The organism is Aeromonas sp. MdU4 (assembly GCF_041929505.1).
In the GTDB taxonomy this organism is placed as follows: domain Bacteria; phylum Pseudomonadota; class Gammaproteobacteria; order Enterobacterales; family Aeromonadaceae; genus Aeromonas.
Genome location: NZ_JBHFMW010000023.1, coordinates 175742 through 202234 on the forward strand (window position 1 = coordinate 175742; position 26493 = coordinate 202234).

Below are 26493 nucleotides of genomic sequence, written 5' to 3' on the forward strand. Positions count from 1 at the left end.
TCGCCCCACCCGCCATATCAGTACCGCTCACCAGCAAACCGCAGAAGAGGGCATCAGCCTGAACTGGCTGGGCAAGCCTGCAGCAGCGCAAAACGTGAGCCTGCTCACTGCGCTGGCAAGGAGAGATTGAGAGCCAAGTGGAGAGGAATATGATGGGCGTCTCCCTCTCTTCACGAGCCCCTTTATGAGTAGTCAGCACGATCAGAACCCACCAACTGAAATCCATCGCTGTGACAAATGCAGGGAGCGCACCCGCCATATCGTGGTATTGGTGCCACGGGATCACAGTCAGGATGTGATGCCTAAAGACCCGCGCAAAGCCTTCTGGCAAGCCTTTCGCTCCAGCAGCCTGACCAATGCTGTCTTCGGCCAGACCCTCGCCTATCAGGCCACCCATGTAAAACATCTTATTTGCGAACGCTGCGGGGAGAAGTTTCTGGAGTATTGAAAACCGGACTGCAACGTGCAGCCGAAGCCACCTCTGCCGCAAGAGGTGGCATGCTCCACTTTGGAATTAGATCTACCTCACCCATTTGTTGATCCCCGCCTGATTTTTATCCGCATTCTGTTCTGCCAACCCCAGCAATCGGTTAAAGTGCTCCACTTGGCTACCAAGCCTTCAACGGAGTCATATCTATGGATCTGCTCTGTGTTACCCATACCGCTCATTCACAGGTAAAAAGCAGCAAGCTGGGAGCTGAAACTCAGGGGCGGTAGCCTTGTCTGACAAAAACAGGGAACTGAATATTAGCCTGTACAGATCATTATCTATCAGCCCAAGGATGAACTATTGTGAACCAAATAACTGAACAACAGATAGAAAAAATCATTAAAAAACATGTCGGATTTACATTATTTTTAGCCGTCGCGCCAATCATATTTCTTCTATTAATTGGTCTCTTTGAACCAGAAATTTATCGCACAGCTCCTTTTATACTTCCCTTAACCATCTTGGCCGCGGTTATCTATTTTATTAAAAATGTGCTCATCGACCTCCATGCCAATAAAGCGTCTTGATTTTTTAAAACTGTATGATTTTATTACGACAAGCAATATTCCTCTTTCTACCCATGCCCCCATAAGTCCGCTCCATGAGTGCTATTACACAATGGCAACTGCTATCACTCAAAAATAAACCATACAACTCTTCAATTGTTATTCATGGTGAATGGGGGGAACTATACATTTCATTTATCTTCCACTAATCAGCACGTAAGGAAAAACATGAAGTACAAAGCAATCATTTTCGATTTTAATGGCACCCTGCTTTGGGATACCCCGCTGCACAATCAAGCTTGGGATTCATTCCTGGAAAAGCATGGATTCAACCTGACTGATGAAGAGAAGAACGAGGTCATCCATGGCAAACAAAACCAGCAAATATTCAAAGATCTCTTCCGTAAAGATCTTCCCCCAGCCGAAATAGAAAAATACACGCTAGAAAAAGAGCTGATTTATCAAGACCTGTGTTTAGCCAAACAGCTTGCGCTCGGGCCGGGAGTCGTCGAACTGCTTGACCATTTGCAAGAACATAAGGTCCCCTTCACTATTGCAACATCATCCGGCATTGAGAATGTCAGTTTCTTCTTCGAACACTATGACCTGGCTCGCTGGTTTTCATTAGAGAGCATTATCTACAATAACGGCAAAATTGCGAGTAAGCCAAGCCCGGAAATATTCGAAATAGCGATGAAGAAACTTGGTTGCGCTCCACATGAAGTGATTGTTTTTGAAGACTCGCAAACTGGCATACTTGCAGCTGAAGCCGCCCACGCTGGCAAAATCATTATTGTTAACTCAATTGATGAAGATTATACCCATTACAGTCATGAGATTATTACTCATCTCGAACAGTTTGATCTAAATTTGGTATTGCAGGAATAGTAAGCAGATAAAACTCTGCGGGAAAGTCTAGCCGACTCACCTTCTCTTGTTCATATTCCATGAAATATTTTTCCATCACAACGGTGCCCGTCGATGTAAAAAAATGGATGGCGGATTTTTCTATATATAATTTACATCGATCTTGAGGTAAACCAAATGCAAAAACTTCTTTTGCTGATTGATATACAGGAAGATTTTTTCCGCGCAGGCAGACTTTTCGAGAAAAGGGCACAATTTACCACTGCCATCAATGAGTTGCTTACTCTATTTAGAGAGGAGAACCATAACATTATATGGGTTCGGCAGGTTTTCAAAGAGGACTTGTCAGATAGCTACCTTGCATTACGCCACGCCAAGCAACAATGGACGATTGAAGGCACTGCAGGCTGTGAACTGCTTGCCGAATTAACTCGCCTTCCCGATGAGCCAGAAATAATAAAGAAAAGGTATAGTGCCTTCTTCCAGACCGAACTTGACGTATTACTCCAAGAGATCTCACCCAGTGAGATTGTGATCGCAGGCGTCAACACCCATGCCTGTGTAAGAGTTACTGCAATCGATGCCTATCAGCGGGATTACAAATTGATCCTGGCGCAAGAGTGTATCGATTCATATGATAAAGGGTGTCATGAAGAGTCATTTAACTATATGGTTAACAGCGGAATTGGCATTCCTCTTTCCAATCGGCAGATCCAGCACCACATAAACAATGCTGTTTATGCATGATGAACGATTATGTTCCAAACACCGGTTTAATCTTTAACCGCCAACAGGTAATCGCTTATGCTAAAAAACGCTTTTGACTACAAAGAATGGTCAGATAAGCGGTTATTAACTGCATTATCTGATATACCTGCAGCACGTTCACAAGAGGTCATACATTTTGCTCAACAACAATTGAACCACATGGTTATTGTTGAAGAGATATTTCGTGCCCATCTACAGGACTTACCCTCCCCGCATCAGAGCACAAATACGCTCAAGCCCCCCTCGCTACCAGAGCTCGCTGTACGATTAGCGAGATCAAATCGATGGTTTCAAGAGTTTATTTTTGATATTTCAGATGAGCATCTGCAAAAAACAGTTCTGTTTGACTTTACCGATGGCCAGCCTGGTTGCATGTCAACAATGGAAATACTATTTCATATTATCAATCATGGCACATATCATCGTAGTGCCATAGCACATCAAATTCAGCATACCGGTTATATCAGACCAGCAGACACCTTCTCTATGTACATTCATCAGGTAGAACCAAATAGAAGAGCACGATAGGTTACCAATCTATATTGGTAATCGGCAGCATGTAGAATAACGAAGCGTATTTTGACATTCGTAAAATTATCGCTACCCTCCAGCCACCACACTTTCTGTCACCAAACAAGCGGTGCGATTAACAAGGACGTTATGTTCAAGCTTGAAACCACACATCTTATACTGCGCGATATGCAGCCAACTGATGAGGCGGCATTTGTCGCCATCTCGCAACAGAGCAAGTATCAGCGGTTTTACAGTGAGACGGATTGCGCCCCGGATAAATATCGGCAGCTCACCAAGCTGTTTATCGAGCAGGCGAGCGAACACCCGCGTACTGCCTATCAATTGGCCATCGAGTACAAGGCAACCGGGAAATTTATTGGCACGGTCTGCCTGCGTCTTGAAGCGAATAATCAGGCATCAATGGGCTGCGGCATGTCCCGGGAGTATCAGGGTCATGGACTTATACATGAAGCAGCGCACGCCTTGCTGGATTTTGGTTTCCGGACCTTGGCGGTACACCGGATCTATGCAGAAACCATCAGCCAAAATCGCGCTGCGATACGGTTATGCAAAACGTTGGGCATGAGGCAAGAGGGATATTTTCGCGAACACCGTTTCTTCAAAGATCAGTGGTGGGATACCGTGGTGTTGGCCATCCTCCAGCGCGAGTGGCAACAAAGTTCGTCACCAGCCAATCAGGCATATAAAGAGCGCTCATAGATGCAACGCATTCTGATTATTGGCAACTCCGGCTCGGGCAAGAGCTGGTTGGCGGCTCGATTGGCTGAGCAGTTAACGATCCGCGAGGTCAATCTCGATACCATCGTCTGGCAGCCCGGCGGCTTTAATCAAAAACGGTCACAAGATGAGATCGACCTCGCCATTAAAGCGCTTGCCCAAGAACCATCCTGGGTGGTTGAAGGGGTATTTGGCGCCCTGGCCGAGCAGTTGCTTGCTGCCGCCGACCTCCTGCTATTTCTCGATCTCGACTGGTCGGTCTGCCGGGATTCACTGCTATCACGCGGTTCGCAAAGTGCCATACAGCGCGATGCCATCGCCGCGGAAGAGAATTTTCAACAGTTGCTGGTGTGGGCATCGGAATATGAACTGCGAGCCAGCAAAAGCTCCCGCCAATTCCATCGCGAGCTGTTTGAACGATACCAAAGCGACAAACACCATTTCACCACCCGCCAAGAGGTAAACAACTATCTCACGCAACTGACCACTCATAGCTAACGGGGTAGAGGATGACGCAACAGGAGCTGGCAAAAATGGGGAGCGCTTCGGTCAATATTCAGCTGCTGGATGGCACTCCCTGCATCAGGAAAAGCGGCGCATCGCCGGTCGAACGTAATTTTTACCAACGTGCGGCACCCTGCTTGCCCGGGATCAACACCCCGGCCCTGCTCAAGGTCGAGGGGGAGACCCTGTTCCTTGAGCAGATCCCTCATCCGGTCACCCTCGCGCAACTGCACCACAACGAGCAGACCTTTGCTCAGCTGGCCAGCCTGCACAACGCCAACTATCAGCCCGACTTTGCGCTGAAGGCTCACGGCTGGTCGCAGGCCGATACCGAGGCGGCGCTCGCCATGCTCCGCCTGCCGGAAGCGGCCAACGAGAAGATCCGCCATCTCCAGCAGCTTGGCCACGAACTATTCGAGGGGCCGTGCCTGATCTCGGGGGATAGCAATGCGGGCAACTGGGGCACCCGCGACAATGGCGAGCTGGTGTTGTTTGACTGGGAACGATTTGGTTATGGCAGCCCGGCCATCGACCTGGCCCCGCTGGTGCCGCGGATGGGTTCACTGGCGGAGTATGAAGCCATCATTGAGCGCTATCTGCGCCACAGCTCGCTCATCGCTGGCGACCGCTTGCTTCGCCATCTGGTGATGGCCAAATGCTGGCTGATTATCGAGGTTGCCAACCTGCTGATCAGAAGAGGAAAACCGCAGGCACAGACCTACCTGAACTGGTATCGGCAGCAGGTGCCTCACTGGCTGGAATCGGTTGGGCATCTCTGGTAGTCACAGACCCTGCACAGCGCGCCATGCGATGTGCCTGTATTGATGACGTTCTGCATTGCACCTGGCGCGGTTTGCCTTGGGCGCCAGCCTTCGTCCGTCAGCCAGCGCCTTGCTCTGCCGAACGGGCCAACCCCGGCGCACCAAGCGCATAAAAATCCTAATCCATTCGGCAAAACAGGGCCTTTTTGTGAGATAGATCACATCGCACGGAGCCGTTAAACCACATATAAATCCAGATAGCGATAATGATTAATTAATTAATGCTGCACACAGAAAACCTCGCCACAAGCCATATCAGCACTCACTCTTTTGTTTTTAAAGAGAAAATTGTCAGAGTTTGAAAAATGGCGAGTCCCGCTGAAAAACGGGATCTCCATCACACTGCGCTTTTATGCGCACAAAAATCCAGTTATTAGCACATTTGTCCGATAGGGAGGGGACAAGCGAACCGCGATAATAACCAAGTCATTTTTATCCAGTACGTCGATTCGTACTCACGCATAGCTTCCATCACCGGAAGCGGGGAGAGCGCAATGATCACCACCTTGATCAATGAACATCTGATCAATCTCGATTTGAAAGCGACGCGTAAGGAAGAGGTCTTCACCGAGATGGCCCGCCTGCTGGCATCGCAGGGCAAGGTCAGCGACGAGCAGGCCTTTATCAAGGATCTGTGGGCCCGTGAAGAGCTGGGTAACACCGGTTTTGAGGAGGGCGTAGCCCTGCCCCACGCCAAGAGCGCGGCGGTCTGCAACCCGGCGGTCGCCATCGGCATCAGCCGCAACGGCATCGAGTACGGCGCCGAAGATGGCGAGCCGTCCCACCTCTTTTTCATGATTGCCTCCCCCGATGGTGGCGCCAATCACCATATCGAGGTGCTGGCAGAACTCTCCGGCAAGCTGATCGAAGAGGGCTTTATCGCCAAGCTGATGGCAGCCAAGAGCCCGGCCGATGCGCTGGCGCTGCTGCTGGCCAAAAAGGAAGAGCAGATCACTGCCCCGACCACCAGCAAGGGTTTCATCATCGGTGTCACCGGTTGCCCGGCCGGTATCGCCCACACCTATCTGGCGGCCGAGTCGCTGGAGCGCGCAGCCAAAGAGCTGGGTTACGAGGTGAAGGTGGAGACCAACGGCTCCATCGGCGTCAAGAACAGCCCGACTGCAGACGAGATTGCCCGCGCCAGCGCCATCGTGGTTGCCTGTGACAAGCAGGTAGACATGGCCCGCTTCGCTGGCAAGCCGCTGGTCAAAACCGGCGTCAAGGCCCCCATCAAAGATGGCAAGGGTCTGATCGAGCAAGCACTGAAAGCCCCGGCCTATGTGGCTGGCAAAGAAGATAAAAAGGGTGAAGAGACGATCGCCAGTGGCCGCTCCGAACTCTATCGCTACCTGATGAACGGTGTCTCTCACATGCTGCCGTTCGTCATCACCGGCGGTCTGCTGATTGCGCTGGCGCTGGCCATCGGTGGTCACCCGACCCCGAGCGGCATGCAGATCCCGGAAGGGAGCCTGTGGAACCAGATCCTCAACGTGGGTGTGGTCTCCTTTACCCTGATGATCCCGATCCTGGCCGGTTATATCGCCTACGCCATCGGTGATCGTCCGGCGCTGGCCCCGGGCTTGATCGGCGGCTGGATCGCCAACAACGGCAGCTTCTACGGTGCCGAGGCCGGTACCGGCTTTATCGGTGCCATCATTGCGGGCCTGCTGGTCGGTTATCTGGTGCGCTGGATTGCCACCCGCAACTACCACAAGATGGTGCAACCGCTGGTGCCGATCCTGATCGCACCGATCGTTGCTTCCCTGTTTATCGCTGCGGTCTTCATCTTCATCATCGGCGCCCCGATTGCCGACATGATGACCAGCCTCAATGCCATGCTGGTCTCCATGAGCGGTGGCAGTCTGGTGCTGCTGGGTATCGTGCTGGGGGGTATGGCTGGCTTTGATATGGGTGGCCCGGTCAACAAGGTGGCCTTCCTGTTCTCGGTGGGCATGATCGCCTCCGGTCAGACCCAGTTTATGGGTGCCATGGCCTGCGCCATCCCGGCTGCACCGCTCGGCATGTCGCTGGCAACCGTCATCGGTCGCAAAATGGGCATCTTCGATGAGTCTGAAATCGAAGCGGGCAAAGCCGCCGGTGCCATGGGTCTGGTGGGTATCTCCGAAGGTGCGATTCCGTTCGCCGCTCGTGATCCGCTGGCCGTCATCCCGGCCAACATTCTGGGCAGCATGACCGCCGCGGTAATGGCCTTCCTGTTCGGCATCACCAACAGCGTTGCCCACGGTGGCCCCATCGTGGCCCTGCTGGGTGCAATCAACAAGCCGCTGCTGGCACTGCTCTGCATGGTCTGTGGTGCTATCGTCACCGGCGTGGCTGCGGTTGCGCTGAAAAAAATGCGCATCAAAAAAGCTGCCAATGAGGAAGTGACTCTGGCCAAAGCTGCCTGAGCAGACTCTCGCCACCATCAGCCGCAACCATAAGGTTCGGCACACGCCAAGAGGCCACCGCAGGGTGGCCTCTTTGTTTTTGTCAGCGTGACCAACGTTTTTACCATCGCGCTCAACGCTCGCCCTCCGGCCAGCATGCTCTGCCTCTCACCTGCCAGTGCCCCCCCGGCCCCGCTTGTATCGCACCCAGCCCCCGGATAATCCGACTGCCACTGGCTGAAATGGCAGCAATCCGGTGTCAGCGGTGTGATGCTTCTCACGCTTTCCCCGCGAAAGCGCCAAAACTAGGAAAATTTCCTAACTCCACTAGGGATGGCTCTCAAGCCATTTATTGCCCCCCTGATTAGAGTCAACCCACCTGATGTCGTGACCCGCACCACGACGGGCATTGCGCCCCGTCATCCCGTGCCGGGCCCGGGTTGATATGGATGGAGAGTCGAGCGCAGCAACGGCTGGCAGCCCCTGACTTTCCGTTCCCCTTACGTGGCGTGACCTCTAACAACCTATCTACCAATGAGGGGCGCGGCGGCAATACCGTCTATCTCGCAGAGGATGAACGAAGATGTTGAAATTTCTCCAACAGGTCCGGGTCCCGACCCTGGACCTGCCGGTCGAAGCCCGGCGCAAGCTCTGGTTCAAGCCGTTTATGCAATCTTATCTGGTTGTATTTATTGGCTATTTGACCATGTACCTGATCCGCAAGAACTTCAACATTGCGCAAAATGACATGATCCAGGAGTACGGTCTCTCCATGACCGAGCTTGGCATGATCGGCCTTGGCTTCTCCATCACCTACGGGGTGGGCAAGACCATCGTCTCCTACTACGCCGATGGCAAGAATACCAAGCAGTTCCTGCCGCTGATGCTGATCCTCTCCGCGCTCTGCATGCTGGGCTTCAGTGCCAGCATGGGCGGCACCGGTTTTAGCCTCTATTTCATGATCTTCTTCTACGCAGCCAGCGGTTTCTTCCAGAGCTGTGGCGGCTCGTGCAGTTACTCCACCATTACCAAGTGGACCCCTCGCAACAAGCGCGGCACCTATCTCGGCATGTGGAACCTCTCCCACAACGTGGGCGGGGCCGGTGCGGCCGGTGTGGCGCTGTTCGGTGCCAACTACCTGTTTGATGGCAACGTGCTAGGCATGTTTATCTTCCCCTCCATCATCGCGCTGATCGTCGGCTTTATCGGCCTGCGTTTTGGTAGCGATTCACCGGAAGCCTATGGTCTGGGCAAGGTGGAGGAGCTGTTTGACGAAGTGGCGAGCGAAGAGGATATCGCCACCGAGGAGCAGAAGCTGACCAAGGGTCAGATCTTCGTGAAGTATGTGCTGCTGAACAAGGTGATCTGGCTGCTCTGCTTTGCCAACATCTTCCTCTACGTGGTGCGCATCGGTATCGACCAGTGGTCCACCGTCTACGCTCACCAGGTGCTGGGCTTCTCCAAAGAGATCGCCATTCAGGGCTTCACCTTCTTTGAAGTGGGCGCACTGGTCGGCACCCTGATGTGGGGTTACCTCTCCGATCTGGCCAACGGCCGTCGTGGTCTGGTGGCGTGTGTCGCCCTAGCACTGATCATCGCCACCCTGGGTCTCTACCAGCATGCGACTACCCAGTTCATGTTCCTGGGTTCCCTGTTCACCCTGGGCTTCCTGGTGTTTGGTCCGCAACTGCTGATCGGCGTTGCCGCCGTGGGCTTCGTCCCCAAGCAGGGCATCAGCGTGGCCGATGGCGTCAAGGGCACCTTCGCCTACCTCATCGGTGACAGCTTCGCCAAACTGGGTCTGGGCATGATCGCCGATGGCACCCCCATCTTCGGCCTGACCGGCTGGACCGGCTCCTTCGCCGCCCTCGACATCGCCGCAGCCGCCTGTCTGGTGCTGATGGGCTGTGTGGCCATTGCCGAAGAGCGCAAGATCCGCCGCATCAAGCGTGAGCTGCGCACCGCCGAGCTGGCTGCCCAGACCGCCTGATCCCCTGCGACACTTCGCTGATTGTTCAGGGCCACCCACACGGGTGGCCCTTGTTGTTTAAAGAAATTAAATACCCAACTGGCTCGTATTGGCCATTTTTGCCGCTCAAGGGGCAGGCATATCCCCATCAAGATCCCACTTTTTGCATGGACTTTTGGTAAAAGCCCCCCGCTGACGCTATCTTGTTGCTCCCCCCTGTCACCATCATAGAGAGCAGATGAAGATCGTTGCCGTCACCGCTTGCCCGACTGGTATCGCCCATACCTATATGGCTGCCGATGCCCTGCAAAAAGCCGCCACCGCACTGGGGCTCAAGATCAAAGTCGAAACTCAGGGCGCCATGGGCATGGAGAACATGCTGACCGCCCGCGATATCGCCGGTGCCGATCTGGTGCTGATCGCCTCCGACATCGAGGTGGAACAGAAAGAGCGTTTCCTCGGTTGCCCCATCCATCAGGTGACCCTGGAAACCGTGCTGCTGGATGCCGCCGCCGTGCTCAAGGCGCTGCCGATCGCAGTCTGATGCCAACCTGCGAGATCACCTTCTACTGCCAGCAGGGGTTGAGCATCACCCAGGCCAAGCAGTTGAACCGGCTGGCGGGGATGTTCAATTCGACCATTTGCTGCGCCAACCTCACCCGGCGCCAGACCATCAGTGCCAGCAACCAGCTATCCCTGCTCACCCTCGCGACCCAACCCGGCGATCTCTGCCAATTGCAGATCAAAGGGGACGATGCCGAGCTGGCCCATATGGCCTTTACCTGCTGGTGTGGCGAACTCGGCCAACCGCTGGTACGCCCAATGACCGCCGCCATGGCCGAATTGCGACTGGCAAATAGCCTGCCCAACTACCACTTCGCCCTGCGCCAGATCGCCCACAGCCCCGCCTCGTTGAGCAAGGCCGACGCGCTCGAACATTTGCTCGATCTGCTGCCCGCCGAACTGGTTACCGACCGAGCCACGTTAAGCGCAGCGGTCGAGCGGCGCGAACAGATCTCCGCCACCATTATCCGCCCCGGTCTTGCCATGCCCCATGTGTTGAGCGAGGGGATCAGCCAGCCCGCCCTGACCCTGCTCAGTTGCCAGCAGCCTATCGAATGGGGTTCACTCATCGGCCCGGTGCAGACCATCATTTTGCTGGCGGTGCCGCTCGGCAGCGGACGCGACACCTTGCGCCCCCTCACCCGACTGGCGCAGGCGATGCTCGACGATGTGGTCAGTCACGCCCTGTTGCAAGCGGGCTCTGCACCGGCCCGGCAAGCCATCGTGATAGAGAGCCTGCTGAGCTAGGCGAATCAGCTCCGGGCGCTTATTGTTGTGACACCACAGCCATTCATCCTGCCCTCAGCACCCTGTGGTACACTCGCTGCCATTGTCTGTCTGATGTGTGTATCCGATGAAATCTGCCCGTTCCCGTCTCTCCCTCGCCAACCGGCCACCCCGTGATGGCGCCACCCGCACCACCACGACGCGCCCGGTCACGCTCCGCAAACCGGAGCTGGCGCCCGCGGATCGCAAGCTGCTGCTGTTGAACAAGCCCTATATGGTGCTGTGCCAGTTCACCGACGAGGCGGGCCGCGAAACCCTCAAGGATTACATCACCGAGCCCGGCATCTATGCCGCAGGGCGGCTTGACCGCGACAGCGAGGGATTGTTGCTGCTCACCAACGACGGCAAGCTGCAGGCGCGCCTTACCCAACCCGGGGAGAAGACCCCCAAGACCTACTGGGTGCAGGTGGAAGGTATTCCGAGCGAGGAGAAACTGGCCGCCCTGCGCGCCGGAGTGGAGCTCAATGACGGCATGACCCTGCCCGCCGGGGCGCGCATTATGGATGAACCTGCGGTGTGGCCGCGCAATCCGCCCATTCGCGAGCGCAAGGAGATCCCCACCAGCTGGCTGGAGATCAAAATCATCGAGGGGCGCAACCGGCAGGTGCGGCGGATGACCGCCCATATCGGCCACCCCACCCTGCGCCTTATTCGCTATGCCATCGGTGACTGGACGTTAGATGGTCTGGCACCCGGCGAGAGCCGCGCCCTGCCCGCTCCCGAGCTGGCGCCAGCCACTCGCCAACACAAGCCGTCATCCTCGCGCTCAGGTAACAACACCGCCAAACCGGCAGGGGATGCACCACGGCGGGCCAGCCAGCCGAAACGGGACGAGCGTCCCCGCAGCACTCACTCAACGGCGAGCGCAACCCCAAGCCCGACCGGCGGCAAACCCCGCAGCAGCGGGCGCAGTACCGCACGCCGACCCGCCCGCGCGGGCAATCCCAATAGCAGCGACAAGGAGTCATGATGAGCAATCAGGCAGAGCAATCGACCACCAGCCATGCCCGCATGGAGGCGCGCCTGACGGTCGCCGCCGTGGTGCAGTGGCAGGGCCGCTTTCTGGTGGTGGAAGAGGAGATAAAAGGCCAGCGCCGTTTCAACCAGCCCGCCGGCCATGTCGAGCCGGGAGAAAACCTGCTTGAAGCGGCCTGTCGCGAACTGAAAGAGGAGACGGGGCTAACCGCCACACCGACCGCCTGGCTCGGCACCTATCTCTATAAACCGGCCGACAGCGAGGCCACTTATGTGCGCACCGCATTGATCTTCGACCTTGAAAAAGCGCCCGGTCAGCACCATCCAGAGGATCCTGACGGTGATGTGCTCGCTTGCCACTGGCTCACCCTGGAGGAGATCGCCGAGTGCAAACCGGCCCTGCGCAGCCCCTTGGTATGGCAGTGCATTCAGGACTATCTGGCGGGAACCCGACTGCCGCTGTCGGCGCTCAAGGCCTTTATTTGAGCACCTGTCCACGATCTTGCTACGAGACCGTGAACAGACCATTTGAGATCGTTTGGCACCCTTTTTTCATCATGGTGCCGACGAACAGAAAAACGATTTCCTGCCGCAAGGTTCCTGATGGGAACCCAGGCATGGAGATGTGACCGGGGGCGCAAAACTCTGGTAGAATACGCCCCGTTTAAACGAACTGGTAACTTCGACTAATGACAGACAACAGCCAAATCAAGGTGATCGTCGGCATGTCCGGCGGCGTGGATTCTTCCGTTTCGGCCTACCTGCTCCAGCAGCAGGGCTATCAGGTCGAAGGCTTGTTCATGAAGAACTGGGAAGAAGACGACACGGACGAGTACTGCTCTGCCGCCCAGGATTTGGCTGATGCCAAGGCCGTCTGCGACAAGCTGGGGATGAAACTCCACACCATCAACTTCGCGGCCGAGTACTGGGACAACGTGTTCGAGCACTTCCTCGAAGAGTACAAGGCTGGCCGCACGCCGAACCCCGATATCCTGTGCAACAAGGAGATCAAGTTCAAGGCGTTCCTCGAATTTGCCGCCGAAGAGCTGGGTGCCACCTATATCGCCACCGGCCACTATGTGCGCCGTGACGACAGCACCGGCCGCCCGCGCCTGCTGCGCGGTCTCGATACCAACAAGGATCAGAGCTACTTCCTCTATACCCTGAGCGAAAAGCAGGTGGGTCAAAGCCTGTTCCCGGTTGGCGATCTGGAGAAGCCGGAAGTGCGCCGCATCGCCGAGCAGCTCGATCTGATTACCGCCAAGAAAAAAGACTCCACCGGTATCTGCTTTATCGGCGAGCGCAAATTCAAGGACTTCCTGGCCAAGTTCCTGCCCGCCCAGCCCGGCAACATCGAGACCGTCGATGGCAAGGTGATCGGCGAGCATCAGGGTCTGATGTATCACACCCTGGGCCAGCGCAAGGGGCTTGGCATCGGTGGGCGCAAAGATGCCACCGAAGAGGCATGGTATGTGGTCGACAAAGAGGTCGAACGCAACGTGCTGGTGGTGGCGCAGGGCGAACATCCCCGCCTCTACTCCGATGGTTTGATTGCAAGCCAGCTGCACTGGGTGGATCGCACCCCGATCCGCGAGCCGCGCCGCTGCACCGTCAAGACCCGCTATCGCCAGCAGGATATCCCCTGCCTGATCCAGCCCATCGACGACGAGACCATTCGGGTCATCTTCGACGAGAAACAGGCTGCGGTAACCCCGGGCCAGTCCGCCGTCTTCTACGACGGGGAAGTGTGTCTGGGCGGCGGCATCATCGAACAGCGTTTCAGCCATCCGGTTTGAGCCAATAGCAAAAGGCAGCATACGTGAGTGATAACTTCCAGGGCCGGATCATGGCCAGCTGCAGTATCAGCCAGCCAATGAACAAGAGAAGGCCGTGAACATATGAGCGATAAATTCCAAGATAGAACCATGGCCTTTGCCGGCATCTGCCAGGCGGCGTATCTGGTCCAGAAGGTGGCCCGCGACGGCAACTGTGACGAGGCCGCCCTGCGCGAGAGCCTCTCCAGCATTCTGGTGACCAACCCGAGCCAGCCGCTCGAGGTGTTCAACAACACCCATCTGGCCATTCGCGACGGCTACCGCGCGCTGGTCGAGCAGCTGGGTGCTGACGGCAGCCAGAAGAATGCCGAGCTGACCCGTTACGTGGTGAGCCTGATTGCGCTGGAGCGCAAGCTGGCCAAGCGCAAGGATATTCTCAACATGCTGGGTGAGCGGATCAGCCAGATTGGTCGCCAGCAACAGCACTTCGATCTGCTCGACGAGCAGATCCTGGCCAACATGGCGAGCATCTACAGCGACCTTATCAGCCCGATCGGCCCCAGAATCCAGGTGGCGGGCACCCCGCTGTTCCTGCAACAGCCGCTGGTGCAGCACAAGGTGCGCGCCCTGCTGCTGGCGGGCATCCGCGCCGTGGTGCTGTGGCGCCAGCTCGGTGGCAGCCGCACCCAGATCATCTTCGCCCGCAAGAAGATGGTGGAACTGGCCAAACGTTACTAATCATCGGCTCGTGCGCGGGCCTGCGAGGTCGACATCAGGGTGAACAGCCACACATCCATCTTGATGACGACCCTGGCTCCAGCGCGAGTGGATACGGATCCCCCACACCAATCATCAGGAGTTCACCCCATGGAGCTGTCCGCGCTGACTGCTGTTTCCCCGATTGACGGTCGTTATGGCGACAAGGCCGATGCCCTGCGCCCTATCTTCTCCGAGTTCGGTCTGCTGCGTTTTCGCGTTGAAGTCGAAGTGCGCTGGTTGCAGAAACTGGCCAGCCACGCCGGGATCCCGGAAGTCCCTGCCCTGAGCGCAGCCGCGAGCGCCCTGCTCGACGGCATCGTCAGCAACTTCAACGAGAACGACGCCGCCCGCATCAAACAGATCGAGCGCACCACCAACCATGATGTGAAAGCGGTGGAGTACTTCCTCAAAGAGAAGGTCGAAGTGAACCCCGAGCTGGCGGCTGTCAGCGAGTTCATCCACTTCGCCTGCACCTCGGAAGACATCAACAACAACTCCCACGGTCTGATGCTGAAAACCGCCCGCGAAGAGGTCATCAAGCCTTATTGCGAGAAGCTGATCGGCGAGATCAAGCGTCTGGCCCACGAGTACCGCGACATGCCGCTGCTCTCCCGCACCCACGGTCAGCCGGCCACCCCGAGCACCATGGGCAAGGAGATGGCCAACGTCGCCTACCGTCTGGAGCGCCAGTACAAGCAGATCATGGCGGTGGAGATCCTCGGCAAGATCAACGGCGCGGTCGGCAACTACAACGCCCACCTCAGCGCCTATCCGGAAGTGGACTGGCACCAGTTCGCCGAGGAGTTCGTGACCTCTCTGGGCCTGACCTGGAACCCCTACACCACCCAGATCGAGCCGCACGACTACATCGCCGAGCTGTTCGACGCCATGGCCCGCTTCAACACCATCCTGCTCGACTTTGACCGCGACGTGTGGGGCTACATCTCGCTGGGCCACTTCAAGCAGCGCACCATCGCGGGCGAAATCGGCTCCTCCACCATGCCGCACAAGGTCAACCCCATCGACTTCGAGAACTCCGAAGGCAATCTGGGTCTGGCCAACGCCGTGTTCCAGCATCTGGCCAGCAAGCTGCCCATCTCCCGCTGGCAGCGTGATCTGACCGACTCGACCGTGCTGCGCAATCTGGGCGTTGCCATCGGCTATTCCCTTATCGCCTATCAGTCCACCCTCAAGGGTATCTCCAAACTGGAAGCCAACGCCGCCGCCATGGCCGCCGATCTGGATGCCAACTGGGAAGTGCTGGCCGAGCCGATCCAGACCGTGATGCGCCGTTACGGTATCGAGAAGCCCTACGAGAAGCTCAAGGAGCTGACCCGTGGTCGCCGTGTCGATGCCGAAGGGATGCGCACCTTTATCGACAGCCTGGAGTTGCCGGAAGCGGTCAAGGTTGAGCTGAAAAAGCTGACCCCGGCCAACTACATCGGCGACGCCCAGCGTCTGGTCGATCTGCTGAAATAAGCGGATAAGTGACACTACCGGGGCCCTGTGCATGATCTGCAACAGGGCCCCGGTTATTTTATGTGGCACCCTATACACCGTGTGCAAGAGGGCTTGCCCGAGGCTGGCAGCCGCCTCTGGCAAGACCTCTCTTGACCTTTGCCGAACCCTTTAACGAGAAGATCTATGTACGAACTCAATCTGGATATCGCTCACTTCCTTGAGCACTACTGGCAGAAGCGTCCGCTCCTTATCAAGGGCGGCTTCAAGGACTTTAAGGATCCCATCAGCCCGGACGAGCTGGCGGGTCTGGCCATGGAAGAGGTGGTAGAGTCCCGCCTCGTCACCCGTTTCGATGGCAAGTGGGATGCCGCCCACGGCCCCTTCGAATCCTACGACCATCTGGGCGAAGAGAACTGGACCATTCTGGTACAGGCTTGCAACCACTGGGCCCCCGAGGTGAACGAGCTGGCGGTGCCGTTCCAGTTCATCCCCGGCTGGCGCCTGGACGACGTGATGGTGAGCTTCTCCACCCCTCACGCGGGTGTCGGCCCCCACATCGACCACTACGATGTGTTCATCACCCAGGGCCTGGGCAAGCGCCACTGGCGCGTTGGCGATGCACTGCCGCTCAATGAGTTTGCCGCCCACGCCGCCCTGCTGCACTGCGAGCCGTTCGAGGCGATCATCGATGTCATCATGGAGCCGGGCGATATTCTCTACATTCCGCCCGGATTCCCCCACGAAGGCTACGCCATCGAGCCTTCCATGAACTTCTCGGTCGGTTTCCGCGCACCGGATGCCAAGGCGCTTATCTCCTCCTTCGCCGATCACCTGATCGACAACGAGGTACGCACCGAGCGTTACAGCGACCCGGATCTCAAACCCCGTGCCCGTCACGGCGAGATCCAGCCCCACGAGCTGCACCGTCTGCGCGAGCTGATGCAACAGGCACTCGATGACGAGACCCTGTTCAAGGAGTGGTTCGGCACCATGATCTCCGAGGCCAAGCACGATCTGGACGTCAATCCGGTCGAGCCTGACTACAGCGCCGAGGAAGTAGCCGATCTGCTGACCCAGGGCGAGCCTGCCATCAAGGTGCCGGGTCTGCGCAGCGTCTGGTTTAGCGGCGAGAGCCAGCAGTGCTACATCGACGGCGAAGCCTGGACCCTGCAGAGCGAAGATGCTGCAGCCATTTCCCTGTTGTGCGACAAGGACATCATCACTCAGGCCGATATGGTGGAGCTGGCCGATCAGGCCGGCTTCCTGCAACTGCTGACCCGACTGGTCAACCGCGGTTACTGGTTCTTCAACTGATACGACAACAAGCGTGCAGAGATAAAAAAGGAGGGATATCCCTCCTTTTTCTTTTTAATGCTGCGCCGCCTTATTTATGAAAGAGGAAGAGCACCAGCATGGTAGCGAGCAGCGCCCCAACCAGGATCAGGGTCGTGGAGGAGAAGCGCCTGTGACCATCTCCCGCTTTCCAATTTGCATATATCGTCGCCAACACATCACTGACCACCATAATCCCAGCGGTCAGGGCAATAAAGCTCGCCATGCTCAAACTTTGCCCCGGAATCGCCAAGGTCAGCCATGAAATGATCCCCCAGTGAATACAGTAAATCGGGGTAACATTCTTACTCCAACGACCCGCTATATCCTTGATAAAGCCAGGTACATAACGCACCAGACAACTCAATATAGCAAGTTCAAATATAACACCACCAGTAAAGGTAATGTTATCCGTCAAGATATGATGGTAGTAACCAGTCTCCATATTCATGCCTGTTGGAATAGAGAAAACAACATTGAAAAGGTATATCCCGATAAAAAATACGACTGCCGCAATGGCCCCCGATATCAGATAAAACTTGCTTTTATCGACACAACGAATCAGGTAATCGCCAAAGATATAACCGGCGATGGGGTAAAATGCCCATGTCAGGAACGGGAAATATGAACTTTCATTACTTCCCCAAAAAAGTCCAGCTAGAGAAGATACGGGAATAGTCTGAGTTTGCACTGGCAATAGCAAAATGTTTATCAGGGCAAACACCAACCCGCTAACTCCGATAGCAACCTTGTTAAACCGGAAGAAGTTGAAGCCAGCAAACATGATCATTGCCAACCCTGAAAATTGCAGGATATCCACGATCATCAGCTCATTGAATCCCTTGTAGAGATAGCTGATGTCTGCACTATTGAAACCCATGATTACGTTTGGGATGAATCCGCGAACAAAACTGAGCAGGTAGGCTGTGCATAACAGTGCCAGACCACGCCAAGCCATTGATGCCGGTTGATTCTTCCTTGAGTAATTGATACCGATACCAAGCAGAAACATAAACATGGGGGCAGCTGGGATGTCCCCATTAAAATCATTGATGTCAGCCAATAGAGTGTCCCATACCCCCGTATTGGCAAACACCAGTTGCACATGGATGATAATCATAAAGAGCACAGCCAAGCCTCTGGCTATATCTAGCTCAGGTTGCCTTCCACTGTTTACTTTATCCGGAGAAAACATATATCACCTGCCTTTATTTCATGGCGCTGGTTACGGCATAGCGATGCAACAATATGGCATTGCGAACACAATGCCATAACGTATCACCTCAGACTTATAAGGAAAGAAATCCGTCTTGAATGATCATTCAACCATAAATGTCATAAACATATCAAAGAACACACCAAAAAAGGCGATGCTGATACCAAATATAAAAAGATAGAGGGTGTTTCTATAATAAGTCAGGGCATCATCATTCTGACGAACGCTTAATATCCTGAACAGCACAAAGATCATACTGACCGTGCCAGAAAAAACACACATGCCTATCAAATAAGCCTGCCACTCAGAGCCAACATGTTCTGCATCACCACGTACCCATGTCGCCATATAATTGAGCAAAAAACCCAAAATAATACCATTGGTGCTCGCAGGTTGGTTATTTTATCTTCCTTCATCGATCCCCCTTAAAACTAAACCTATGTTCATTTCGCCATTCAATCACCAACTACTTTTAAATATAGATTTCCGTTGGCTACATGGCAAACAGGAGCAATACCTTACAAGGTATTACTCCATCTCCAAATTAATATTTACGGCTGCAGTTAACTGATGATGTCAGTCGTGAGCAGCATCAAGCATTTTCTCTGCCGCAGAGTAACCAGACTGTACTGCTGCTTCAAAAGTCGGGTAAATCATATAGTCGCCCGCCAATATAATTGAATCATCATCGCTATTATTCAATTTGAGCAATCTGTCGTATGCCCCCAAAGACATCACTGGATAACCATAAGGGAACCGCTCTATATCGTAACCGGTGATTTTTTTGCTTGCTGATGCAAATATTTTATCCAAATCACGATAGACATTTTTCAACAATTCATTGTCACTCATGGTCAAAATTGACCCGTCATGACTGGTCTTGGGTGCGATGTAGACCGAAATGATATTAGGCCGATCAGTTTTTTGTTTGTCGTAAAAACGTTCAACCCAGGTAGCATCATATACATCGGTAAAGAAGTAACTGTCTGGCACAGCTAAATCAAACGCCTTGTCGAATATCGGCGTATCAGAGAAGAGGGCGACCGTCACATAAGGTGCGTAATTTATGTTTTTCATTATCTCTTTCCGCTCTGATGACAGCACTGCATCTGCGATCTTCATCGTCACCGGAGCCGGGGTCGCAATGATGACTCTCCTGGCCAGAATCGTGGTTTTCTTACCGCCCTTTTGAGTGTACGCCACCGCATAATTTTCACCTTGTCTGGTAATACCGGTGACGGTGCTCCCAAGCCGGAGCTTGCCATTCAACTCCTGCCCCAGCTTGTCAGTCAGCTCGGAGATACCCTTGGTAAAGGTGTAAGAGTTGGAACCCTCTTTTGTCGCATCAGCATACTGTTCTGCAGCACTACCTGGTTCATCATCCAGCACGTAACCACGTTCGTCATCGTCATAATCAAATGCCACCTCGGGGATCAAGCTCAGTGCCGATATCTCCTGCAAACCCGCACCAAAGAGCCCGCGACTAGTCACATTGTATTTATCGATATAAATTTCTGGAATACCATTTGCTGTCAACCAGCTTTTGGCATCCATATAATCCATTTTTTTTGTACGCTCATTATATTCTGTACTAGGTATTTCATCGTAATGCTTATATTCTGATGAAATCAACTTGGTAAACTTGTTGTATGTCTCAAGGTCACTGTATTTGATCAAGTGTCTGGCTATACCATCACTACCATAACTGATAGATTTTCCATCAAAAATGGCATCCATTGGAGAGGGAATCTCTTTCATTTCCAGACCGAGCTTGCTCACCATACCGGCCAACACATCATCCGGCTCTCCAAGATATTCAGTACCTCTGGCGTAGGTAAACTGTTTATAATTTCCTGACGATGTACGCCCACCAACAACATCGTTTTTTTCCAGCAGGATAATATCTTTATCTTTCAGAAAATACCCTGCAGTAAGACCCGATATGCCACCACCGATGATCACTATATCATGGAACTCAACCTGAGCTGGCTGCACAGCATGGTCGCGAGCGGAAGCAGTGGTTGCACATAATAAATAACATATACCAATGAGTGCTGCCTGTTTATTTAAACCATGTTTTATATTAATCTGCATAATGTCACCTTTGCTGTCTTCCTAACTTATTCAATGATCATTAACGGGCACAACATATACCAGAAGAGATAACCTCAGCAGCAGCCCTCACTCCAGAAAAATAAGCACCATGTACCGTCTGAAAGTAGTATCTCTCCGTCGCCTCGCCAGCAAAAAAGAGGCGATGTGCAATACTCTTGGCCAAATCGTCCCGAGTCTTGGGCGTTGAGCCCAATCCATTGTATGAATAGGCTCCCTGTGCATAAGGATCTGCACTCCAGCGTGTAATCAGATAACTCACCGGGTCGGGAATATCTGCACCATACATGGACCTCAAGACAGCCATCGCACTGGCCACTGTATCCTGATCATCCAGAAGCTCAACATGAAGCGCAAAATCGGCGGCATTAAAACCGACCAGAATCGGTTGATTGGTATGTCTGGCCATGCTTAGCCATTCAATCCATTGTCCTTTGTTGCCAGCATCAGGAATATTATTAATCCAGTCGCAGCGAGTATCCCAAAATGTATAGGGAAAATGGAGACAACATTTATTGAGCGTACCAACACCCAGTTTTTTAATCGCCTGATTTTTCCTGTCTGGCAACAATGGTTGAAACTCTACCATCCCTGATTTCAGAACGCCCAGTGGCAGGCTGACTATCACTTGCGCAGCTTGGTATGTCATTGTTTTAGTTTTAACGATAACCGCTGTATCACGCTCGTATTCGACTTTGACAACCTCCTGGTCAAGCCTGATATCTAAATCCTGTGCAAGATACTCGACAACTGATTGATAGCCGTCATATAGAACCCATTCGTCTCCAGCAAACTCTTCATCACTGTCAAACCAATATGCAGAGAGCCGTTCGATGGCGCCACCATACTCATGCTCTATGGTGCTGCTTAAAACAAAATCGATAATACGTTGATCTTCTTTTGAACGTGAAGAGTAGGATAGCCGGGAATATATTCCATCCCGTAAGGAGACATCTCGCTCTGCATCTTGCAACACCGTTATCGCTGCAAATATTTCGTCTTCAATCAGAGCAAGACGTCTACGCTGGGATGAGCTCAATTTATGAGAGCCACCATAAAAAATATCTGCGCTCTCCGAATCGGTGGCAAAGTGCTTGATACCCAACTCGCCAGCCAATTTGGCAATAGGATTTTTTGAACCAGCACCATGGATCCATGTTGCCCCAAGATCAATAGCGGGCCCCGACCACTGCGAAGAGGTATGCAAACGCCCCCCAATACGCTCTCTGGCTTCAAGTACCAATACATGGTATCCGGCATCTCGCAATTTTTTAGCCGCAACAAGACCTGCCACTCCGGCGCCAATCACTATGACTTGCCATCTATCGGTAACCGCAGACTTCAACTCACCCATGGTATTAACGTCTCCTCTACTATGACCAAGTTGCCAGTAAACCGATTGGCTCGAGGCGATATTGTCACTGCAACCTGTGAAGCATCTCAGACATTATTCACACCAATTTGAGCGACCGCTCAAAACTACTGCAAGGGCTTGCAACAAGTCAATAGCAGCAACCAAAACGTGCCTTGTGGTCACAGTAACCAGCATGCATAAAGCAACTAATTACGTACAATAATCGAATAAAACACAGCTGTAATTGAGATGAGAAAAGATAAATAACCTTTAAAATCAAAGTGAATTAAATGCATGTAACGTTACTGAAATTGGCTTCATTCAGTATTGCCTGTGCATAAAAATTAATGAAATTCACTTTTTACACTGCAATATGTTCAATTAACAATCGATTAGCGAAGCTGAACCCACTCTTGATGAGCAGAGAGATGGTGCTTTCTTGAGCAGAAACGGCCCCGTATCATGCGCGGGTTCCTGTTCAGAAGAGAAGCGTCACCATGCAGATCACCTCCCGGCCCATGCCGCTGCCCGCTTACGGCAAATATCCCTCCTATCCCGATGTCACACCGGAACAGATCAATAAAGCCCGCAACGAAGCACTGGCCAAGAAGGATGAATGGCAGGCGCAAAGTGAGGAGCAGGCGACGGCTCGCAGAACCATGGCCGTCTCCTATACCGCCCACCAGCAGGATAAAGCAGTGGTAGAGCGCTATATGGAAGCCAGCGGCGTAGAGCATGATGAGCGCTCAGGCCCAGGTGCCGGGGATCTTTATCAGGCGACGACTCGCTACCAGCGCCAGCAGAATCTGAGCGACTATCTGCAATTCCAGCAGAGCCCGCTCGCCCGGCAGATGGGCAGCATGGTGGGCGAAGAGCAGCGCAAGGGCACTCAGCTGGACATCGTCGCCTGAGTGAATTTGCCCAAGTGACTTGCCCGGGTCAGCCCAGCAGGGACCGATATGAGATGAAAAAGCCCTCGATGAGGGCTTTTTCGCTATAGATGGGACTCTTCTGTCAGCACGTCTGGCAACTCATCGGGGAGTTCATCAAACAGGGGGTGATAGAGCACCTCACCCTGCACGCCAGCAAAACCTCGCTCCTGCAGCTCCATCGCCATAAAGCAGTCGGCAGGCACCTCATAGATGCAGTGCAGACCAAACTCGCTGGCCGGACGGAAACCGAAACGGCTGTAGTAGGCAGGATCGCCAAGTACCACCACCCCTTTCCAGTCCATCTCGAGCGCCGTATCGAGCCCTTCACGAATGAGGTCCGACCCTATCCCCTGGCCTTGCCAATCGGGATGAACCGCCACCGGCGCCAGACCGAGCCAGGGCCCTTCCATGCCGTTAATGGTGATCGGGCTTAGCATCAGGTGCCCCATGAACTCGTACTCTTCCTCTTCGACCATGGTCACCACGGCGGCGCCACATTCGCGCAGACGGTTGACCAATTCAGCCTCATCGGAACGACCGAAGGCGGCACTCACCAGTTCATAGACCGGCAGCATGTCACCGGGGCGCTCTGTTCTCAGCATACAGCGTTACTCCTCGTACCACAGAGGGGGCATTATTCCACACAACTGCCGGGCACTCTGAGCATCTTTGTCCAGAAATGGGAGGGTGCACTCAGGAAAACGAGCGGCAAACTGCCGCTGCAAGGTCTGTAATGCGCTTGGCGTGACCCGGTTCATCGCCTCGCAGTAGGCCAGCCAGAGGGCTGGCGCCTCCCGCGCCAGCCGCTCGAGGGTCACATTGGGGCTCAAATGCCAACGACCATCCAACTCATCGACCCGCTCAGGCAGCTCCACCAGCAGTTGCAACTGCTGGTATCGCCCCAGTGGCGACTCATGACTGGCACCCAGCGCCTGCGCCATCTGTTGGTTGAACCCATGGCGCCGTAACGCGCGCTCTTCCCGGCTGAGCAGCTCAGACCCCTGACGCTGCAGTGCGGCCAGTTGCAACAGCCATGCCAGCCCCTGCTCATCCCGATCTTTGAGCAATACGCCGCCGAGCAGCGACAGCTGTTCCGGATCGGCCTGATCCAGCAAAGAAACCGGATAACACGCTATCTCCAGCTGCATCGCAAGCTGTGGTGAACAAGGTGGACAGGGGTGTCGCTCTCCCGCGTCGGTTTCATCCATAAAGAGCGAGAGAGCCAGCTTGCCGCAACCATCCGGCTCACTCGCCATGTCCGGTGCACCAAGGATCACGACAGCAATCGCCGGATCCGCACACCAACGGGAGAGCTCATCCAGCAAGGGGGTGGCCAAAGAGGGGGCTCGATCCAGCCGCCAGTAACTCACGTCACACGGCTGACGGCCGCTGATCTGACGCCGCCCGCGATAGTGCATCCCCAGCTTTGCCATCACCCGGCCCGAAGCCAGATTCTCCGGCATATGACGGGCTGTGATGGCAGGCAAATGCAGTTGACCAAAGGCAAATGCCTTGACCAGTCTGGCGGCCCGGGTGGCGATACCGCGCCCCTGCCAGGGCACACCAACCCACCAGGCCAGCTCGCCATTCCAGTGCAGGCTGATAACGCCGATCAGCGGCGCTTCTTCCGCCCCTTGCGGCAAGGTGATGGCCCAGCTCCAGCCCAGTCCCAGCGCGGCCTTGCGCCAGCTGAGGGCCAGCCAGTCGCGAGCCCCCTCCGGCGGGTAGGGGTGCGGAATGTTGAGGGTGTAGCGGGCGATCGCCTCGTCGCTGCAATAGCGCACTATCTCGTCTTCATCTTCGGTGCGCAGCGCGCGCAGTTGCAGCGGAGCATCGCAATCCCGTTCTTGCAAGGAGGGGACCTGCAGCCGGCGTGCAAGCAGGCGATTGAGCACAGCCCCCAGATCGGAGTACTCATTCAGTACCAAATCGGCACCCACCGGGCCCAGAGTGAGCAGCCCCTGCTCCTTGGCGAGGGTCAACAGGGAGGTGGAAGCGCTGATCAGGATCTGCCGGGTGGGGTCGGCATGGTGTTGCGGCAACAGGTCACCATCGAGCCAGGCGGCCAGCAGGGCGCCAGGGCACATTATGCCGTCAGGGGTCAGACCTGCCCAAGGGGCACTCTGGTGCTCGAGGGTGGCAGCCACCTCCTGGCCCAGCAACAGCTGCCAGCGATGGCCCTGCTGCTGCCAGTGGTTGACGACCTGATGCCAGTGGGGCTGCCACAGGCTCCCCTCGATCAACAGCTCCATCAGCCCGCCTGACAGGCAGCGGGCAGGCTCAGATGGCGGGGATGAGCCTCGATGCGGGCAATCCAGTCACGAATGGCAGGCCACCCCTGCAGGGAGAATATCCCCTCCTCCGCCACGTGGGTGTAAGCGTAGAGGGCAATATCGGCGATGGTCGGTACTTCACCACACAGATAGGGGCTTGTTCTGAGCTGCTGCTCCATCACTGCCAGCGCCTTCTCGCCACCGGCTTTCAGCCCGTCGAGCCGCGCCTCCTGCGACTCGGGCCGCCCCAGATAGCGGACGATAAAACGGGCCACCGCGATATAGGGCTCATGGCTGTACTGCTCGAAAAACATCCATTTTAGCACGTCAGCCTGCTGGCGCGGATCGGTCGGCCACAGTGGCGAGCCCTGCGCCAGATAGAAGAGGATGGCGTTGGATTCCGCCAGGGTATCGCCCTGGCCAATCTCCAGCACCGGGATCTTGCCGTTGGGGTTGAGCGCCAGAAAGTCGGGGGTACGGGTATCTCCCGCCGCGATATCGACCGCCACCCACTCGAGGGGCAGTTCAAGCCAGCGCGCCAGCAACCACGCCTTGTAACAGTTGCCGGAACGCAGATCACCGTGCAGACGCATGCACACTCCTTGTGAAAACGGGTTTGAGGAAAACTATCAGGGGGCCAGACGTTCGATATGCCAGCCAGCCCCTTCGCGGGTGTAATAGAAACGGTCGTGCAGACGGTGTTCTCCCCCCTGCCAGAATTCGACCGTCTCGATCACCACCCGATAACCGCCCCAAAAGCTCGGCAGCGGCACTTCGCCGTTGGCAAACTTCTGTTTGAGTTCGAGAAACTTGGCTTCAAGCACGCCGCGGGCCGAGATACGGGTCGACTGTTTGGAGACCCAGGCAGCGATCTGGCTATCCTTGGGACGACTGTGGAAGTACTTCATCACCTCGAAGGTACTCATCTTCTCCACCCGACCGGTCACATGCACCTGACGGTCAAGAGTGTGCCAGGGGAAGAGCAGGCTGATACGGGGATTCTCCTCCAGCTGATGCGCCTTGCGACTGCCCATGTTGGTGTAGAAGACCATCCCCTGGGCGTCGTAGTGTTTGAGCAACACGGTACGCTGCCACGGCTGGCCAGCAGCATCCACGGTAGCGACCACCATGGCGGTAGGATCGGTCAGCTTGGCCTCGCAGGCCTGGGCTAGCCACTTCTCGAACAGCTCGAGGGGCTCGGCGGGTAGATCGGCCCGATGCAACCCGCCACGGGTATACTCCCGGCGCAGATCAGCAACATCCATCATCTTGATTTTCCTTCAAATAAATAATGGTTTTACCACCATCAAGATAGCGATGCAGGCATTGTGCGCTGCCCTTTCGCCGGTGACAAGCCATAACGAACGGGGGAGGCTCGTGCCTCCCCCGTC

Annotated in this window: 27 protein-coding genes; 19 read left to right on the forward strand and 8 right to left on the reverse strand. The window is 55.0% G+C overall.

The window, feature by feature from the left end:
* Positions 1-184: 184 nt before the first annotated feature.
* The 18 genes from ACE1BR_RS13070 to ACE1BR_RS13155 all read left to right on the forward strand — a co-directional run bounded on the left by ACE1BR_RS13070 (position 185) and on the right by ACE1BR_RS13155 (position 17197).
* Positions 185-448 carry a hypothetical protein gene (locus ACE1BR_RS13070; RefSeq protein ID WP_374870913.1) on the forward strand — a complete coding sequence of 88 codons (264 nt, stop codon included), beginning with the start codon at positions 185-187 and terminating at the stop codon, positions 446-448.
* A gap of 344 nt (positions 449-792) precedes the next feature.
* On the forward strand, positions 793-1017 hold the full coding sequence (locus ACE1BR_RS13075; RefSeq protein WP_374870915.1) for a hypothetical protein: 225 nt from the start codon (positions 793-795) through the stop codon (positions 1015-1017).
* A 207-nt stretch (positions 1018-1224) separates the two neighbouring features.
* Positions 1225-1884: an HAD family hydrolase gene (locus ACE1BR_RS13080; RefSeq protein ID WP_374870917.1), complete on the forward strand. Its 660-nt coding sequence runs from the start codon at positions 1225-1227 to the stop codon at positions 1882-1884.
* 156 nt (positions 1885-2040) lie between these two features.
* The gene (locus tag ACE1BR_RS13085) at positions 2041-2610 is read left to right on the forward strand and encodes a cysteine hydrolase (RefSeq protein WP_374870919.1); all 570 of its coding nucleotides are present in this window, start codon (positions 2041-2043) and stop codon (positions 2608-2610) included.
* A 57-nt stretch (positions 2611-2667) separates the two neighbouring features.
* Positions 2668-3159 (forward strand): DinB family protein, encoded by a 492-nt coding sequence (locus tag ACE1BR_RS13090; protein ID WP_374870921.1) that lies wholly within the window; start codon positions 2668-2670, stop codon positions 3157-3159.
* Positions 3160-3291: 132 nt separating this feature from the next.
* Positions 3292-3864, forward strand: coding sequence for a GNAT family N-acetyltransferase (locus tag ACE1BR_RS13095; RefSeq protein WP_374870923.1), 573 nt, complete (start codon positions 3292-3294; stop codon positions 3862-3864).
* Positions 3865-4380, forward strand: coding sequence for an AAA family ATPase (locus tag ACE1BR_RS13100; protein ID WP_374870925.1), 516 nt, complete (start codon positions 3865-3867; stop codon positions 4378-4380).
* 11 nt (positions 4381-4391) lie between these two features.
* Positions 4392-5168: a phosphotransferase family protein gene (locus ACE1BR_RS13105; RefSeq protein ID WP_374870927.1), complete on the forward strand. Its 777-nt coding sequence runs from the start codon at positions 4392-4394 to the stop codon at positions 5166-5168.
* 533 nt (positions 5169-5701) lie between these two features.
* Positions 5702-7615 carry a fructose-specific PTS transporter subunit EIIC gene (locus ACE1BR_RS13110; RefSeq protein WP_374870929.1) on the forward strand — a complete coding sequence of 638 codons (1914 nt, stop codon included), beginning with the start codon at positions 5702-5704 and terminating at the stop codon, positions 7613-7615.
* A 562-nt stretch (positions 7616-8177) separates the two neighbouring features.
* Positions 8178-9584, forward strand: a complete 1407-nt coding sequence (gene uhpT / locus ACE1BR_RS13115; RefSeq protein ID WP_374870931.1) for a hexose-6-phosphate:phosphate antiporter — start codon at positions 8178-8180, stop codon at positions 9582-9584.
* A gap of 217 nt (positions 9585-9801) precedes the next feature.
* Positions 9802-10107, forward strand: a complete 306-nt coding sequence (locus ACE1BR_RS13120; RefSeq protein WP_374870933.1) for a PTS fructose transporter subunit IIB — start codon at positions 9802-9804, stop codon at positions 10105-10107.
* Positions 10107-10874 carry a PTS sugar transporter subunit IIA gene (locus tag ACE1BR_RS13125; RefSeq protein WP_374870935.1) on the forward strand — a complete coding sequence of 256 codons (768 nt, stop codon included), beginning with the start codon at positions 10107-10109 and terminating at the stop codon, positions 10872-10874. The genes ACE1BR_RS13120 and ACE1BR_RS13125 overlap by 1 nt, the downstream gene beginning before the upstream one ends.
* Positions 10875-10980: 106 nt before the next feature.
* Positions 10981-11883, forward strand: a complete 903-nt coding sequence (gene rluE, locus ACE1BR_RS13130; RefSeq protein ID WP_374870937.1) for a 23S rRNA pseudouridine(2457) synthase RluE — start codon at positions 10981-10983, stop codon at positions 11881-11883.
* Complete coding sequence (locus tag ACE1BR_RS13135) at positions 11883-12374, forward strand: NUDIX hydrolase (protein ID WP_374870939.1); 492 nt, start codon at positions 11883-11885, stop codon at positions 12372-12374. Before rluE ends, ACE1BR_RS13135 begins: the two co-directional genes overlap by 1 nt.
* Before the next feature lie 203 nt (positions 12375-12577).
* Positions 12578-13684 carry a tRNA 2-thiouridine(34) synthase MnmA gene (gene mnmA, locus ACE1BR_RS13140; RefSeq protein WP_043850388.1) on the forward strand — a complete coding sequence of 369 codons (1107 nt, stop codon included), beginning with the start codon at positions 12578-12580 and terminating at the stop codon, positions 13682-13684.
* A gap of 102 nt (positions 13685-13786) precedes the next feature.
* On the forward strand, positions 13787-14401 hold the full coding sequence (hflD, locus tag ACE1BR_RS13145; RefSeq protein WP_139408316.1) for a high frequency lysogenization protein HflD: 615 nt from the start codon (positions 13787-13789) through the stop codon (positions 14399-14401).
* A gap of 129 nt (positions 14402-14530) precedes the next feature.
* Positions 14531-15901, forward strand: coding sequence for an adenylosuccinate lyase (purB, locus tag ACE1BR_RS13150; protein ID WP_374870942.1), 1371 nt, complete (start codon positions 14531-14533; stop codon positions 15899-15901).
* A 165-nt stretch (positions 15902-16066) separates the two neighbouring features.
* Complete coding sequence (locus ACE1BR_RS13155) at positions 16067-17197, forward strand: JmjC domain-containing protein (RefSeq protein ID WP_374870944.1); 1131 nt, start codon at positions 16067-16069, stop codon at positions 17195-17197.
* A gap of 70 nt (positions 17198-17267) precedes the next feature.
* Here the strand turns inward: ACE1BR_RS13155 and ACE1BR_RS13160 are convergent, their stop codons facing one another.
* The 4 genes from ACE1BR_RS13160 to ACE1BR_RS13175 all read right to left on the reverse strand — a co-directional run bounded on the left by ACE1BR_RS13160 (position 17268) and on the right by ACE1BR_RS13175 (position 21897).
* Positions 17268-18410 carry a heparan-alpha-glucosaminide N-acetyltransferase domain-containing protein gene (locus ACE1BR_RS13160; RefSeq protein ID WP_374870946.1) on the reverse strand — a complete coding sequence of 381 codons (1143 nt, stop codon included), beginning with the start codon at positions 18408-18410 and terminating at the stop codon, positions 17268-17270.
* Positions 18411-18533: 123 nt separating this feature from the next.
* Positions 18534-18800 (reverse strand): hypothetical protein, encoded by a 267-nt coding sequence (locus ACE1BR_RS13165; RefSeq protein WP_374870948.1) that lies wholly within the window; start codon positions 18798-18800, stop codon positions 18534-18536.
* 207 nt (positions 18801-19007) lie between these two features.
* Positions 19008-20525, reverse strand: coding sequence for a protoporphyrinogen/coproporphyrinogen oxidase (locus tag ACE1BR_RS13170; RefSeq protein ID WP_374870950.1), 1518 nt, complete (start codon positions 20523-20525; stop codon positions 19008-19010).
* Between the two features lie 40 nt (positions 20526-20565).
* The gene (locus ACE1BR_RS13175) at positions 20566-21897 is read right to left on the reverse strand and encodes a flavin monoamine oxidase family protein (RefSeq protein WP_374870952.1); all 1332 of its coding nucleotides are present in this window, start codon (positions 21895-21897) and stop codon (positions 20566-20568) included.
* Positions 21898-22394: 497 nt separating this feature from the next.
* Here ACE1BR_RS13175 and ACE1BR_RS13180 point away from each other — a divergent pair, with 497 nt between their 5' ends.
* Positions 22395-22808 carry a hypothetical protein gene (locus ACE1BR_RS13180; RefSeq protein WP_374870954.1) on the forward strand — a complete coding sequence of 138 codons (414 nt, stop codon included), beginning with the start codon at positions 22395-22397 and terminating at the stop codon, positions 22806-22808.
* 83 nt (positions 22809-22891) lie between these two features.
* Here ACE1BR_RS13180 and ACE1BR_RS13185 read toward each other — a convergent pair whose 3' ends face one another.
* The 4 genes from ACE1BR_RS13185 to pdxH are packed head-to-tail and all read right to left on the reverse strand — an operon-like array spanning position 22892 to position 26370.
* Positions 22892-23431: a GNAT family N-acetyltransferase gene (locus ACE1BR_RS13185; protein ID WP_374870956.1), complete on the reverse strand. Its 540-nt coding sequence runs from the start codon at positions 23429-23431 to the stop codon at positions 22892-22894.
* A gap of 6 nt (positions 23432-23437) precedes the next feature.
* Positions 23438-25081, reverse strand: coding sequence for a GNAT family N-acetyltransferase (locus ACE1BR_RS13190; RefSeq protein ID WP_374870958.1), 1644 nt, complete (start codon positions 25079-25081; stop codon positions 23438-23440).
* Positions 25081-25695, reverse strand: coding sequence for a glutathione S-transferase family protein (locus ACE1BR_RS13195; protein ID WP_374870960.1), 615 nt, complete (start codon positions 25693-25695; stop codon positions 25081-25083). The genes ACE1BR_RS13190 and ACE1BR_RS13195 overlap by 1 nt, the downstream gene beginning before the upstream one ends.
* 36 nt (positions 25696-25731) lie before the next feature.
* A complete protein-coding gene (gene pdxH / locus ACE1BR_RS13200; RefSeq protein ID WP_374870962.1) occupies positions 25732-26370 on the reverse strand; it encodes a pyridoxamine 5'-phosphate oxidase in 639 nt (212 codons plus the stop codon).
* Positions 26371-26493 lie beyond the last annotated feature (123 nt).